The sequence below is a fragment of the Roseibium aggregatum genome, assembly GCF_014692675.1.
In the GTDB taxonomy this organism is placed as follows: Bacteria; Pseudomonadota; Alphaproteobacteria; order Rhizobiales; family Stappiaceae; genus Roseibium; species Roseibium aggregatum_C.
Map to the genome: position 1 here is coordinate 75,371 of NZ_JABFCZ010000017.1, position 14,010 is coordinate 89,380.

At 63.7% G+C, this 14,010-nt stretch carries 8 protein-coding genes; 5 read left to right on the plus strand and 3 right to left on the minus strand.

Annotated features, from left to right (window positions below):
- Positions 1 to 56 precede the first annotated feature (56 nt).
- Together HK439_RS15915 and HK439_RS15920 are read right to left on the minus strand one after the other, a co-directional pair.
- The gene (locus HK439_RS15915) at positions 57 to 3,428 is read right to left on the minus strand and encodes a TIR domain-containing protein (protein ID WP_190292515.1); all 3,372 of its coding nucleotides are present in this window, start codon (positions 3,426 to 3,428) and stop codon (positions 57 to 59) included.
- Positions 3,429 to 3,536: 108 nt separating this feature from the next.
- Positions 3,537 to 4,454 (minus strand): cupin-like domain-containing protein, encoded by a 918-nt coding sequence (locus HK439_RS15920; protein WP_190292516.1) that lies wholly within the window; start codon positions 4,452 to 4,454, stop codon positions 3,537 to 3,539.
- 378 nt (positions 4,455 to 4,832) lie between these two features.
- On the opposite strand from HK439_RS15920, the gene HK439_RS15925 reads away from it, so the two are divergent.
- The 4 genes from HK439_RS15925 (at position 4,833) to HK439_RS15940 (ending at position 9,775) form a co-directional block, all read left to right on the plus strand.
- Positions 4,833 to 5,537, plus strand: coding sequence for a pirin family protein (locus HK439_RS15925; RefSeq protein ID WP_190292517.1), 705 nt, complete (start codon positions 4,833 to 4,835; stop codon positions 5,535 to 5,537).
- 198 nt (positions 5,538 to 5,735) lie between these two features.
- Complete coding sequence (locus HK439_RS15930; protein WP_190292518.1) at positions 5,736 to 6,434, plus strand: GntR family transcriptional regulator; 699 nt, start codon at positions 5,736 to 5,738, stop codon at positions 6,432 to 6,434.
- Between the two features lie 14 nt (positions 6,435 to 6,448).
- On the plus strand, positions 6,449 to 8,008 hold the full coding sequence (locus tag HK439_RS15935) for a class I adenylate-forming enzyme family protein (RefSeq protein WP_190292519.1): 1,560 nt from the start codon (positions 6,449 to 6,451) through the stop codon (positions 8,006 to 8,008).
- A 39-nt stretch (positions 8,009 to 8,047) separates the two neighbouring features.
- Positions 8,048 to 9,775 (plus strand): thiamine pyrophosphate-binding protein, encoded by a 1,728-nt coding sequence (locus HK439_RS15940; RefSeq protein ID WP_190292520.1) that lies wholly within the window; start codon positions 8,048 to 8,050, stop codon positions 9,773 to 9,775.
- 45 nt (positions 9,776 to 9,820) lie between these two features.
- On the opposite strand, the gene rtcR is transcribed toward HK439_RS15940, so the two are convergent.
- The gene (gene rtcR, locus HK439_RS15945; RefSeq protein ID WP_190292521.1) at positions 9,821 to 11,470 is read right to left on the minus strand and encodes an RNA repair transcriptional activator RtcR; all 1,650 of its coding nucleotides are present in this window, start codon (positions 11,468 to 11,470) and stop codon (positions 9,821 to 9,823) included.
- 195 nt (positions 11,471 to 11,665) lie between these two features.
- Here rtcR and HK439_RS15950 point away from each other — a divergent pair, with 195 nt between their 5' ends.
- Positions 11,666 to 13,222: a vWA domain-containing protein gene (locus HK439_RS15950; RefSeq protein ID WP_190292522.1), complete on the plus strand. Its 1,557-nt coding sequence runs from the start codon at positions 11,666 to 11,668 to the stop codon at positions 13,220 to 13,222.
- The last annotated feature ends 788 nt before the right edge of the window (positions 13,223 to 14,010 follow it).

Here is a 14,010-nt window from a genome sequence, read left to right on the forward strand (position 1 = left end):
GCGACGACGGTCTCCGGAGCATCGTCAACGCAACGGCGCCCGAACCTGTCCGCAATTCAGCCTTCACCCGCGCCCTTGCCCGGGCCCTGCATCGTCCCGCCAATCCTCCGCAGCCGCTGAAGCAGCTCCGCATCGGCCGGCGGCGGAGGCACGAGGCGGAAGGGGCCGTCGGAGTCGCGGATCCACAAGGTGCCGTCGGCGGCGAAGGCGAGGGGTTTGAGGCCGCTGGCCCAGACGGAGGCCGTGCGCTCCACCGTGCAGGTTTCGATGTCGAAGATCTTCACCTGGCCGTCTCCGTCGGCCACGGCAAGACGGCTGCCGTCGCCGTTGAAGGCGGCGGCGTCGGCGGCCGTGCCGTCGAGGCTCGGGCAGAGCGCGCCTGGGTCCGTCTTGGCGTAGGCAAGGATGGACAGCCGGCTGTTGTCGGTGCTGACGAAGGCGCGCCGCAGCGGGTCCTCGACCCGCCATGTGTCGTGGGCGGACCCGGCTTGTGCGCTTGCAAGCGGCGTCAGGGCTCCGGACGCGAGATCCATCAGCATCGGCGGCGCGGCATCTCCGAACAGGAGGGCGGCGGTGCCGGTTTCCCCACTTGTGGCCGGAAAGGTGACGTCTTCGATGGCATAGGCGGCTTCGGGCAGGTCGGCGGTGGCCGCGAGCGTGCCGTCGGCGGCAACGACGGAAAGCGCTGTCTGCGCGCCGCCGTTGCTGTAGCGGTGGGCGATCATCAGCGCGCTGCCGTCCGGCGCGGCATAGAGCGTGCCGTCCTGCGACAGCCGCCGGTCGACGGTTTTCAGATCCCCGTTTGAAAGGGTTTTGGCGCTCAGGCTTTCCGGGAGCCGCAGAAGCTCCACATTGCGTTTATCCGGGTCTTGCGGGCTGTCGTCCTGCACCAGCCACCAGTGGCCGTGGGCAAAGGCGGCATCGCGGATATAGGACCCGTCCGGCGGCGTGATGGTGGCGCGGACCGACCCATTGGAAAGGTCGACGATCCGGGCCGTTCCGTCTCTCAGCCGCAACAGCGCCTGATCGCCCGCCAGATGCAGCGCGACCGGGATCTGCTTGAGAAACCCGCCGGGCGCCATGCCGTCGACCTGGAGCAGGGAGCTGCCGTCCTTGACGCGCCACAGCGTCAGCCGGTTCTGCAGGCCGTCCGGACACGCCAGAAAACCGCAGTCGAACGCCTCGGCAATCCCGACCGTTTGTCCGCCCGCAAGGAGCACCGGCGCAACGTTGCGGCGCGGCGCGGTGGTTCCCTCCGGCACGGGCGCGGGGCGGAAGGGAATGCGCGGCGAGACGGCGGTGCCTGCGCCATCGAAGGCCTGCAGAATGAGGCCGCCGTCCCCTTGTCTGAACAGCGCGGCCACATGAGGTCCGCCGGCGACGGCGGGCGTGACCGGCTGGAGATCTTCCTTGAGCGGCGAACCCTGCGGGATCGTCCAGCGCCGGACCGTGCCGTCCGCACCGCCCGACCACAGCTGCCGGTCCGGCCCGTCCAGCCAGAGCGCGGCCACCTCGTTGGCGTGACCGCGATAGGAACCGGCGGGCTGCCAGGCCGGTCCGGCGAGCACGGTGATGGCGTCGCCCGAAACGCAGGCAGAGATGCGGGTCGCCTGATCGGTGATCCATCGATCAAGGCTCGCCTCAAGCGTCAGGCTGCCCGAAAGAGGGCTGCCGCAGCCCTTCACGGGCCAGCGCGCGCCGTCCGCGGAGCGCAGTTCGGCGTCGGAAAACATGCTGTGGTGGTCTTTCGAAAGCGCGAGGAGTTCCGGGGTCAGCGCCATCACGGTCGAGGCGCGCGCCTCCGTCAGCACCTGTTCGGAGACCGGATCTCCCGTGCGCCCGTCCCAGATCCTGACACACAGGGTATCGTCGGCAAGATGCCTCGTATGGGTCACCAGCTTGCGGTCCGGCGAGAGCACCACACTGTCCTGCCGGTCCTCGTCGACGGGTCCGGATTCACCGCATCCGGGCGTGTCGTCCGGCTCGACCAGAATGCGTGGCTCGTGCTCGCCCGTGTTCCAGACGGCAAGCGTCTTGCGCTTGTCGCCCCAGGACAGGAACACCGTGTCGTCGTCGCCGAAGGCGGCGGAGAGATGGACATCCGTATCGAGAGTGGGCACATCCACGACCGATTGCGGCCCCGCCCCATCGTTGCCGTCCGCTTGTAGCGCGAAGACGGCGAGTTCCGTCGGCTTGTGCGATCCGGATTGGGTGGCGGAGGCCAGCACCCGGCTGCCGTCCGGAGAGACGGCATCCTTGAACCACCAGTCGTTACCGGTGGCGGCGACGGTCTTCAGGGTCTTGCCTGTGTCCGGATCGGCAACCACGGCCGAGTTGTCGATGGTCCAGGTGCCGTCGGCAAGCTGGTGTTCGTCGTTTGCAACCGTATAGACCAGCCCGGAGGTGCCAAGCGGCCGGTAGCGCCTGTCGGCGGCAAGGGTGCCGGCTTTGGCGCCGGTATCGGGATCGACCGTGACGATGGCGCCGCTGTCGAGGAAGACGGCAAGCCGCCTTTTGCCGGTCATGCGCAGCGCGCGCACCGGCTCCTCGAACCGGGCGAGCACGCCGTCTGCCGTGCTGTCCGCAAGCGCGCGCCTCAGGGCGGTCAGCGCCTGGGGCACGACCGGACGGTCCGGATGGTCGAGATCGGCGGGCAGGGCGGTCCGAAGTGCGCTCAAGGCGTCCTGAAGGCGGCCTTCGTCGAGGGCGGTCTGCGCCGCGCCGGCCAGCGCAAGGGACTCCGAGCGCAGCTCGCGCTGCTTCGCATCCCGCACCAGCACATATCCGGTGGCGCTTCCGGCAATCAGCGCGACGGCCGCGACGCCCGCCACGATCTTCTGCCTGAGCCGGCGGCGCCGTTCCCGCTGCCAGAGCGCGTCGAAGCCGACCCCGATCAGGCCGGCGGCAAGGCGGGTGACGAGACGGGGGAAGCCTTCCTTGGTGGCATCGGGCGCCAGCGGTTCGTCCGGCTCGCCGGTCAGGTTGCCGTCCGCGTCGACCCGGCTGAGCAGCGAGGGCGGGAAACATTGCTCGTCCGGATTATCCGCGTCCGGCCGGCCGGCGACGATCACCGCGAAGACGCGGGCCGACGGTCCGCGCTGCTTGAACCGGCGCACTTCCGCATCGACCCATTTGGACTGCGCCGCATTCGGGCTGCAGATGACGATCAGCGCGCCTGCGTCGTCGATCGCCCCTTCGAGCGCCGCTCCCAGGCTGGGCGCGCCCGCCAGTTCGTCGTCGTCGCGAAAGAAACGGCCGAGCCGGTTGCGTTTCCGCTTTTCCTCGGGCAGGCCGGCGGGCAGCCGGTAGCGTTCCAGCGCCCGGTGAATGCGCTTCGCCCAGGCCTTGTCCTTCTGGCTGTAGCTGATGAAACCGGCATAGCGGAAATCCCGCGCCTGCCTGTTCGCCCCGTCGCCCGCAATCGTCATCAATCCGCAACTCCCCTGTCCGGGACGTTACAGGACGCCGCGACCGGTCACAAACCCCTTTTCTTCAAGTGGGACAGTCGGTTGACGCATGCCGCCCGGACCGGGCCGTCAGGTCTTGTCGACCTTCTTCAGCGTCGCCCGTACAGCGGGAAGGGTCATCAGCGTGCCGGGGATCTGGAAGAGCTCCTTGAAGAAGCGGCCGGTGAGGGCAGTGCGGCTGGGCCTATAGGGGGAGGCAACGAAGGACTTCAGCCCCCAGCCGATGCCGCCCACGTTCGGCAGCGCCTTGATCGCCATGCCGTAAGCGCCCCGGACCAGCGCCGACTTGCTGGTCTTGAACGTGTGCAGCAGGTCGCAGCGCTCCGTTTCCCGGCGGAACTCCCGGGTCACCACCGAGGTTGCCTTCTTGGTGAAGGTCCAGTTGATGTTGATGTTTACCTCTTCCTTGGCGACCGCGCGGTGGAACCAGAGCGGTGGCACGTAAAGCAGGTCGCCCTCCTCCAGGTCGAACGTGTAGGCCTCCTTGTTGCGCAACAGCTTCGCCTCGTCCTTCAGCAGGGTGAAATTGGTGAAGGGATAGGACGGCAGCGGCGTGTCGGGCGAGACCAGGACCCATTCCTTGCACCCCTTCACCTGAACGGTGATCACGTTCTCCGCATTGGTGTCGTAGTGGAACACCGTCTTGTTGTGCTTCTTGTTGATCCAGAAGCGCCAGGCGATGGAGTCGGGCATCACATCATCCGACTTCAGGATCCCCTCCAGAAAATCCGGCATGACGATATCGTCTTGAAGGACCGGCTTTTTACTGACGAAGAAGACCCCTCGATCCTTCACCTTGGGGTGGTTGTGCAGGTCTGCCCTTAGCCGGTCCAGGGACCATTTCTCCCGCGCGGGCCAGTCCTTCGCCAGCCCCTTGATCAGCAGCGGCCGTTCCGGATGAACATGATTTTCAAGAAATTCGGCCCGGCTCGGCGGCTCGGTGACGGTGGGAATGTGACTGGCGGTCTCGCGGCTCATGGATGCCATATGTCACTCCAAAATCTGCGGCGCGCTACCGGTCAGGCAACAATCGAAATAACAAATGGCGTAGCGCAGAGTATAAAAAGACTAGACGCACCGTCACCTTGTATCAAGCCGGAATGGTCTGGCGTTATGTGGCCGTAAGCGCCCCGGACCTTGGCCGGAAAAGCATGATTTCCTTTCCGGCTTATGTCTTGCTCCCTTCGGGAGGCCGGTCCTCATTCGTGCTTTATTCGATCGGCAACGGGAGGAAGATTGTTCACTTTTCATGTCCTTAACGTCAACAATTATCGAAATTGTTTCTCTGGGAAATACAACCAATTTGAGACCCAACAGCGGGGTGCCGCATCAGCCGCCCCTTACGATTGGAAAGGAATTGAGCCCATGAACCAGATACTTCGTCCGTCCGCCGCCCGCGGTGCCGCCGATTTCGGCTGGCTGAAAAGCAGGCACTCGTTTTCCTTCGGCTCCTACTACGATCCGGATCACATCGGCTTCGGCGCACTGCGCGTGATCAACGAGGACCGCGTGGAACCGTCGGCAGGCTTCGGAACTCATCCGCACAGGAACATGGAAATCATCTCCTATGTCATCTCGGGTGCCTTGGAGCACAAGGATTCCCTTGGCACCGGCTCGGTGATCCGTCCGGACGAACTGCAGCGCATGACTGCCGGAACCGGGGTTACGCACAGCGAGTACAATCACTCCGATGACGACCTCGTCCACTTCCTGCAGATCTGGATCGTGCCTGAGCGGGACGGACTGGAACCCGGCTACGAGCAGAAGACGTTCCCGCAGGTGGAGCGGACCGATGCGCTACGGCTGCTGGGGTCCCGCGACGCCCGTGACGGGTCGGTCACGATCCACCAGGACGTGGATCTCTACGGGTCCGTGCTGACGGCGAACAAGTCGCTGACCTTCGACATCCGGCCGGGCCGCAAGGTCTGGGTGCAGATGGTCAAGGGCCGACTGACCGCCAACGGCCAGACGCTTCAGGCCGGCGACGGCCTCGGCATCCTGGATACAGGGCCGCTTGACCTCGTCGCCGGGGAAACGTCGGAGTTCCTGTTGTTCGACCTCGCCGCCTAGGCAGTTCGGTACAAATCATACGCGGCGCGGGAGGCTTCCCCGCGCCGCGGCTTTGGGTCGCCGGAGATAACGACCCGGAACAATATTACGACCTGAGCGCCGCTGCCGTGGCCGATGTTCCTTCGCGACCTTCGTGACTATCCTTTCTTGACTCGACGGCTATTTTTGAATACTGAATTCAGAGTTCGGAATTCAGAAATGAGCATCATGAAAATACTACCTGCACAACCGAGCCTGACCGAACAGGTCTACAAGGTGATCGTGGACGAGATCTGCAGCGGCGCCCTTCCGGAGGGCGCGCACCTGGTCCAGGAACAGGTTGCGGCGCGTTTGGGCGTGTCGCGCCAGCCGGTGCAGCAGGCCATGACGCTGCTGAAAGCGGATGGCCTTGTCGAGGAGATCGGCCGCCGCGGTCTCTATGTCACAGCGCTCGATCTCGATCTCATGCGCCAGCACTACGAGATCCGCGCGGTGCTCGACGGACTTGCCGCACGAATGGCGGCCGAGCAGGTTCGCAGCTCGCCGGAGGCAGCCAGGGCAATTGAGGCGCGCGGAAAGTCCATCCTGGAATCGGGAAAGGCCGCCGTCGCCAACAACGATGTCGCCGCGCAGATTGATCACGACGAGGCGCTGCATGCGCTGGTCTACGATTTTTCCGGGAACGCCCTGGTCGCGCGCACGGCGGAACCGCATTGGCGGTTTCTGCGCCGCGCGATGGGGGAAGTTCTGCGCCATGCGAAGCTTCCCAGGGAAATATGGCGGCAACACGCTGAAATCCTGGAGGCGATCGTTCAGGGCGATCCCGACCGCGCCGAGCAGCTTGCGGTCGATCATGATCTGGAAGCGTCGAAGACCCTTTATGACGCGCTTGCCGAGCAGCAGGCGAAAACCGCTTAGGGAGGGCGGTGACCATGGGAGGCGTTTTGACAGCCGGCCAGATGCTGGCCGCACAGGCGCGCGTGCAACCGGATCGCATCGGCGCGCGCGATCTCGAACGGCAGATGACTTTCCGGGAATGGAATGGCCGGGCATGCCGACTGGCCAACGGATTGCTGGGCCTGGGGTTGTCCAAGGGCGACCGGGTCGCGGTCTTTGCCTACAACCGGGTCGAGTGGGCCGAAATCTACGTTGCCGTTGCAAAGGCCGGCCTGATCGCGGTTCCGGTCAATTTCCGTCTGACCGGGCCCGAAGCGCGTTACATCTGCACCGACTGCGCTGTTCGTGCCGTCATCGCCGAAGAGGCCCTGTGCGACCTCGTGGAGGGGATCCGCGATGATCTGGCTGTGCCAGGCGATTGCTACATCCTGATCAGCGACAGGCAAAAGGCCGGTTGGCGGTCTTACGAAGCCGTGATTGCAACCGGTGGGCAAGGGGAACCCGGCACGGACGTTTCCCCGGACGATACCTGGTGCCTCATGTACACTTCGGGCACGACCGGAAATCCCAAGGGAGCGATCCGCAGTCACCGCGGCATGGCGATGCTGGCGCTGATGACCGAAGTGGAACTCGGGTTGAAGCGGCGTGACGATGCGCTCCTGGTCATGCCGATGTGTCATGCAAATTCGCTCAACTTCTTTACCGCCTTTCTCTGCATCGGCGCGACGGTCACCGTCTTTTCGCGCGCCAATTTCGATCCTGCGCTTTGCCTGAGGACGATCGGCGAAAAGGGCGTCACCTTCTCTTCGCTCACACCGACCCATTTCATGATGCTGCTGGATGTTCCGGAGGTCGACCGTGGCGCGGCCGGTTTCGACCGGGTCGAGAAACTCATGATCTCGTCGGCGCCGGCGCGGGCCGAAACCAAGCGTGCGGTCATGGAGATGTTTCCGAATTCCGGGCTCTTCGAGCTTTACGGATCGACGGAGGCCGGATGGGTGACGATGCTGCATCCCGATGAGCAGTTCGATCATCTCGGCACTGTCGGACGCGAGATCGTGGGCTCCATGCCGATCCGTCTGCTGGACGATGACGGCAACGAGGTTGCAGACGGCACGCCGGGCGAACTCTTTTCCTGCGGGCCCTATTGTTTTGAAGGCTACTGGAACCTGCCCGAAAAGACGGCCGAGGCATTCCGGGGCGACTTCATGACCGTAGGCGACATGGCGCTCAGGGACGCCGAAGGATACATCCGCCTGATCGACCGCAAGAAGAACATGATTATTACCGGCGGCGAGAACGTCTATCCGACCGAGGTCGAGGCGGTCCTGGCCGGGCACCCCGAGGTCAAGGATGTCGCGGTGGTGGGGCGGCCGGACGACAAATGGGGCGAGCTGGTCGCAGCCGCCGTGGTCCGGCGCGACGGCTCCACGCTCACGGCGGAGGAGCTGATCGCATGGTCGCGCGATCGCCTGGCCGGCTACAAGCGGCCGCGTGCCGTGATCTTCCTGACACCCGATGAGATGCCGCGGAACCAGACCGGCAAGATCCTTCACCGTGTCCTGCGGGACATGCTGGCTGAACACGCGCACTGACCCGCGCGCCGCGGACCCCTTTCCCGAGGAGAGAATGAAATGACCGACGTGCAGGACTTGAACCGCGACGAGGACAGCGTTGCAGCCTGGATCGCCCATGTGCTGAAGACGCGCGGTGTCGACAGGGTCTTCGGGTTGCAGGGCGGACATATCCAGCCGATCTGGGACCACCTGGCGCGAAAGGGAATACAGATCATCGATGTCCGCGACGAAGGCGCGGCCGTGCACATGGCGCATGCCCATGGCGAACTGACCGGGCAACTGGGCGTCGCGATGGTGACGGCCGGGCCGGGTGTCACGAACTGCGTGACCGGTGTCGCCAATGCCTCCCTCGCGCGCGTTCCCCTGCTGCTGATCGGCGGATGTACATCGCGCCCGCAGGCCAACATGGGTCCGTTGCAGGACATCCCCCATGTCGAAATCCTGAAACCCGTGTCGCGATATTGTCGCACCGCGCGGGTGCCCGAACAGGTCATTCGTGAGCTTGACGAGGCTATTGCCCGGGCTGAAGGAGACCTGGATGAACCCGGCCCCTCCTATATCGAGGTGCCGACCGACGTGTTGCGCTCGCGGGTCGGGGCAAACCTGATACCGCAGGACTGGATTGCACCCAAATTCCGCCGCCGTCCGATGCCCGAGGCCGAGCGGGTCGCGGAAGCGGTCGAGGCGATCCGGGCCGCCAAACGTCCACTGGTCGTCAGTGGCCGGGGCGCACGCGGCACAAGCACGGAGCTGGTTCGCTTCCTGGATGCGACAGACGCGCTTTATCTCGATACCCAGGAAAGCCGGGGGCTCGTGCCGCCCGGACATCTCTCGGTGGTCGGCGCCGTTCGCGCGGCTGCCATGGCCCAGGCCGATCTTGTCATCACGTTGGGACGAAAGCTCGACTATCAGCTCGGCTTCGGCTCTCCTGCGGTCTTTCCCGACGCACGCTTCATCCGCATCGCCGATACAGCCGGAGAACTCGTCGATAATAGGCGGGGGGATCCCGAGATCCTCGCCGCGGTGGATCTCGCCCTGGATGCGCTCACGGACGCATTGGGTAATGATACAGGAACACGCGATGCAGCATGGATCGACGGGTTGCGCGAGAAGCATCGCGAACGGATCGCCAGGGGACGGGAAACTCCGGTTCCGGAGCGTGGGTCCGACGGCAAGATTCATCCCATGGCGATCTTCGAGGCGTTGCGAAGCACGGCGGATCCCGACTACATCGCCATTGCAGATGGCGGCGATCTGCTGAGCTTTGCCCGGGTCGGACTGGAAGCGCGAACCTACATGGACGCAGGCGCCTTCGGATGTCTCGGGGTCGGGGTTCCTTTCGCCGTCGCAGCCGCTCTCGCCTTTCCTGAGCGGCAGGTTATCTCTGTCAACGGCGATGGAGCCTACGGCATCAACGCGATGGAAATCGACACGGCGGTGCGCCATGGGGCCAGGGCGGTTTTCATCATCTCCAATAATGCCGCCTGGAACATCGAACGCTACGACCAGGAGGTGAATTACGGGGGCAGGGTCGTTGGAACGACCCTGCGACACAGCGATTATGCCGCAATGGCTCGTGCCCTGGGTGCTCATGGTGAACGGGTCGAGGATCCCGCCGATCTCAAGGAAGCCATTTCGCGCGCACTTGCCAATGCGCCCGCCGTGATCGACGTCTTAACGTCCCAGGGCGCAATTTCGTCGGACGCGACGAAAGGCCTGGGCTTCGTGCCCGACTACCAGGCCCTGACCGCCTGGGACGAGGCCGAACGCAAGCGACGATCGTAACCCTCACGTTTCGAAAAGATTACCGGGAAGTTCCATATCCCGTTCTCACACGCGTATCGGAAATGACGCTGTCGCCCGGCCGGGTCCGGTTGCCTGCACTTTCGCGAAGTCCAGACCGAATTTCTGCAGATACTTGCGCAGCCGGTCGGAGTCGTTGCCGCTGCTTTTCTTCTGCCGAGAGTTGGCAAACAGGCGGCGGCCGGCCTCGCTGAGGGTTTTGCTTTCCCGGCAGACGGCGAGAACGTAGTCGAGCTGGACCGCATCGAACGGGTCGAGACCTGCGGCCTCGTCCGCGCCAAGGACGTCCGTCAACGTCGCGCCCGGACCGGAGGCGGGTTCTGCCTGCCGCCAGGCGGCGCGAAGGCGTTCGATCTCCCGGAGCACCGTTTCCTCGTTGATCCGGCCCTTCGGTGCGAGTGTCGCCATGCGGGTGATCGAGGCCGACAGGTCGCGGAAGTTCGCGACCCAGCGCGACTGAGGATCCTGGGCAAAGCTCAGGTAACGCTGCAGGGCTTCCTTGTTGAAAGTGACGTTCTGGCCTTCGGCCTCGCGGATGCGGCGCAATTCGTAGTCGATGTTGGGCTCGATATCCTCTCGGCGGTCGCGCAGCGCCGGCAGATGGAAGGTCCACAGGTTGAGCCGGGCGAACAGGTCCTCCCGGAAGCGTCCGCGCTGCACCTCCTCGGCAAGGTCGCGATTGGTGCCTGCCAGAAGCTGGAAATCGGACTCCGTGTCCCTGTCCGACCCGACCGGCAGAAAGCGCCGTTCCTCGATGGCACGCAGGCACATGGCCTGCTCGTCAAGGCCGAGTTCGCCGATCTCGTCGAGGAACAGCAGCCCCTTGTCGGCGGCCTTCATCAATCCGGGACGGTCGGAGAGGGCGCCGGTAAAGGCACCGCGCACATGGCCGAACAGGGTCGACATGGCCTGGTCGCCCCTGAGTGTGGCGCAATTGACCTCGATGAAGTCGCCCGTGAGCTGGCGTTGCGCTTTCTTGAGCTCGAAGATCCTCTTGGCGAGCTGGGATTTTCCGGCCCCGGTCGGTCCGATCAGGAGCACCGGCGCACGGGAGCGGATCGCGACGTTCTCGATCTCGTCGATCATCGCGTTGAAGGTCGCATTGCGCGTCTCTATGCCGGATTTCAGAAACGATGTGGCCTGGTCGCGCTCGGCGGCAAAGCGGGTCGCGATCTGGTCGTAGCGGGAAAGATCGAGGTCGATGATCGAGTGATGGCCGGCATAGTCCGGTTCCTCTCCGTCGGTTTCCCGCGAAGTCGGCGGCGACAGCTGCAGCAGGCGTCCGGGAATGAAATTGGCCTCGGTCAGCAGGAACCAGCAGATCTGGGCGACGTGGGTGCCGGTCGTGATGTTGACCAGATAGTCCTCCCGCTCCGGATCGAACGGATAGGCGGACGCGAAGTCGCGCATGGCCGTGTACATTTCGGCGAAGTCCCAGGGATCCTTCACGTCCATCTGGTGCAGGCGGACTTCGGTCGCCGGCGACACCTGGCCGATTTCAGTTGCGACGCGTTCGGCAAGACGCAGCCAGTTGCTGTCATGGATCAGCTCGAACCGGTCGATGAAAAGCCCGTCCTGTTGGCAGAGGCCGATGGACGGCCTCCATCTGGCGCGCTTGTTCTTCCCGCCCGCATCGAGAACCGTTCCGAGAAATCCAATGGCGACACGCCGGCGCATGAGATTATCCAAAATTATAAATAAGAATAGAAATATATCACTAATTAGGATTTTTTGACCAGTGGGTTGTGTGGCCAAAATTGCGAAAAATTTTATTATGATAATAATATCATATAGATAAGAGAATTTCTGCTTTTCGTTCCAGCGTTTGGCACAGCGCTTGAAATCAAGGGTGCAAACGAAAGGATTGGAACGATGGCGAACAAGAGCATTTTCCGGTCGGTTCCCGGATCCCGGGTGCCCGCCACCGATACGGTGAACCGCGAAGGCGCACCGGCCTACCAGATGAAACCCTACCAGGCGCTGGCCCAGCTGGCCGTGACCGGCACGTTCAACCGGACCTTCTATGCCGGTGCCGGCGAACAGCTGGACGAGGTAATGGACCTGGCCTGGCAGGTTCAGCCGGACTATCTGGCGAAGACCGCCGTCTATGCCTTTGAGCAGGGCCGGATGAAGGATATGCCCGCGCTATTGCTGGCGGTTCTGTCGGCGATGGAAGGTGACGAATTCAACCGGGCGTTCCCGCGGATCGTCAGGAACGGCAAGATGCTGCGCACTTTCGTGCAGATGATCCGTTCGGGTGTCACGGGACGGAAGTCCCTGGGATCCCGTCCGAAGCGGCTGGTTCAGGCGTGGCTGGAAACCGCAAGCGACGAGCAGCTGATGCGCGCCGCCGTCGGCAATAGCCCGTCCCTGGCGGATGTCATCAAGATGGTGCACCCGAAGCCGAAATGCAGGTCCCGGGAAGCCTTCTTCGGCTACCTGATCGGCAAGCCCTATGAAGTCGGTGCCCTGCCGGAGGTCGTGAAGGCGTTCGAAGCGTTCAAGCGCGACAGGACGCTGCCGGTTCCCGACGTTCCGTTCCAGATGCTGACCGCACTGGAACTGACGAAGGAGCACTGGGTCCAGATCGCGCAAAAGGCCGGCTGGCAGATGTTGCGGCAGAACCTGAACACCTTCGCCCGCAACGGCGTCTACCAGGTCCCGGGCTTTACCCGGATGATCGCCGATCGCCTGCGCGACCGCGACACCATCCGCCGGGCGGGCGTCTTGCCCTACCAGGTGATGGTGGCCTGCCAGTACGCCGACCAGGGCGTGCCCTACGAGGTCTATGACGCCTTGCAGGAGGCACTGGAAATCGCACTGGAACTGGTGCCGAAGGTCGAGGGCCGTGTGGTCGTCTGCCCGGATGTGTCCGGCTCGATGCAGTCTCCCGTGACGGGATACCGTCAAGGCGCGACCACGGCGGTGCGCTGTGTCGATGTGGCGGCGCTGGTTGCCGCGGCGATGCTGCGCACCAATCCGGACACGGTCGTTTTGCCGTTCGAACGGACGGTGGTCGATGTGCGCCTGAACCCGCGCGACTCGGTGCTGACCAACGCCGCCAAGCTGGCGTCGGTGGGCGGCGGCGGAACCAACTGTTCCGCACCGCTGGAACGGCTGGTTGAACAACGGGCGCAGGTCGACGTGGTCGTTTTCGTCTCCGACAACCAGTCGTGGTTGGACGCCGCCAGGTCGCGGTATCAGGGAACGGGCATGATGGGAAACTGGCATAAACTGAAGGTGCTGAACCCGAAAGCGAAACTGGTTTGCATCGATATTCAGCCCGACACGACCTCCCAGGCCGTGGAACGTGCGGACATCCTGAATGTCGGCGGTTTCTCCGACCAGGTGTTCACGGCGATCGCGCAGATGGTCGACGGTGGAAGTTCCAAGGAATGGACCCGGATGATCAACGCGGTTGAACTCTGAAAATACGCCCCGGCGGAATCCGCTGCCGGGGTGGGAAATCGAAGGAAGACATGCCGAATGCGGACGGAACTACAGGCTGTAACCCTCCAGGTTGCGGGTTCGAATCCCGTCGGGTCCACCACATTCACCTGCGCTACCGCCATTGGCTACTTGAGCGCAGGTTTCGGAGCAGGACGATGTCCCCGCTCCGCCGTTTATGGGCCCGTAGCTCAAAGGTAGAGCAGGTGTTTCGTTGGAACTTGTCGGCTTGTCTTTCTTCGATTGGAAATTTGAACCGTCAGGGATCGGCGGCGGCGAATGCATGGGGAACTACATCGAGGAAGATGGCATCCCCGTTCCTTGTCGCCGCCGCCCGATAGCCGGACCGAATGCAGGTGAAACTACATCGTGTCGCGGGTTCGAGCCCCGCCGGGCCTTTTTCAAGGTTCGTAGCTCAGTCGGTAGAGCAGGTCAGCGTTTCATCGGACCCTTGTCGGTGCCGTTGGCGGAAGACCCGGGCCCCGGCCCGGAACATGGAAGAAATGAACAGCGTGGCGAATGCCAGGTGGAACTACAGCTCCATGAAGGGGGCAATCCGGGAGGTTCGACTCCTCCCCTTGCTGGCGCTCTTTGGCATGGGCGGGATCCCCGATGGTTTCATCGCACTCTTGTCGCCACACGAATTGATAACCGCGGCGAATGCCTGCGGGACTACAGGGTAGAGCGCCCGGTCTTTCGGGACCGGGAGGTCGGGTGTTCAAATCACCCCTTCACCGATGGTGGAGTGGCTCAGGAAAATGTCCCGCATC

What these genes read in the sequence shown, in the direction of transcription:
- HK439_RS15915 (WP_190292515.1), bottom strand. Translation starts at nt 3,428, where the DNA reads ATGACGATTGCGGGCGACGGGGCGAACAGGCAGGCGCGGGATTTCCGC.
- HK439_RS15920 (WP_190292516.1), bottom strand. Translation starts at nt 4,454, where the DNA reads ATGGCATCCATGAGCCGCGAGACCGCCAGTCACATTCCCACCGTCACC.
- HK439_RS15925 (WP_190292517.1), top strand. Translation starts at nt 4,833, where the DNA reads ATGAACCAGATACTTCGTCCGTCCGCCGCCCGCGGTGCCGCCGATTTC.
- HK439_RS15930 (WP_190292518.1), top strand. Translation starts at nt 5,736, where the DNA reads ATGAGCATCATGAAAATACTACCTGCACAACCGAGCCTGACCGAACAG.
- HK439_RS15935 (WP_190292519.1), top strand. Translation starts at nt 6,449, where the DNA reads ATGGGAGGCGTTTTGACAGCCGGCCAGATGCTGGCCGCACAGGCGCGC.
- HK439_RS15940 (WP_190292520.1), top strand. Translation starts at nt 8,048, where the DNA reads ATGACCGACGTGCAGGACTTGAACCGCGACGAGGACAGCGTTGCAGCC.
- rtcR (WP_190292521.1), bottom strand. Translation starts at nt 11,470, where the DNA reads ATGCGCCGGCGTGTCGCCATTGGATTTCTCGGAACGGTTCTCGATGCG.
- HK439_RS15950 (WP_190292522.1), top strand. Translation starts at nt 11,666, where the DNA reads ATGGCGAACAAGAGCATTTTCCGGTCGGTTCCCGGATCCCGGGTGCCC.